Genomic DNA, 286 nt, shown 5'->3' on the forward strand with positions numbered 1-286 from the left:
TTTAATGACACGAATGAAAGAGCTTGAAGATGAAAATCGCCGTTTAAAGAAAATGTATGCTGAAGAGCGGCTAAAATCTGAGGTCATTCAAGAGGCAATGGCAAAAAAGTGGTAAAGGCTTCTGAGCGCAAAGTCTTGGCTCATGAAGTCGTTAGCACAAATAAAATGAGTATTGTCTTAGCCTGTCGTACTTTCATGATAAGTGAAACATGTCAGCGTAATTGGGGATTCGGTTTATGTTTTTTATATTTACGCAATGTTAAAGGCTACACATGGAATCATAAGC

Annotated in this window: 1 pseudogene; it reads left to right on the forward strand. The window is 37.8% G+C overall.

The features are described 5' to 3' along the window. A pseudogene (locus NRL14_RS20925) lies at positions 1–286 on the forward strand (IS3 family transposase); the annotation flags it as partial.

Source organism: Pseudoalteromonas sp. 20-92, from assembly GCF_030847595.1.
Classification (GTDB): domain Bacteria; phylum Pseudomonadota; class Gammaproteobacteria; order Enterobacterales; family Alteromonadaceae; genus Pseudoalteromonas; species Pseudoalteromonas fuliginea.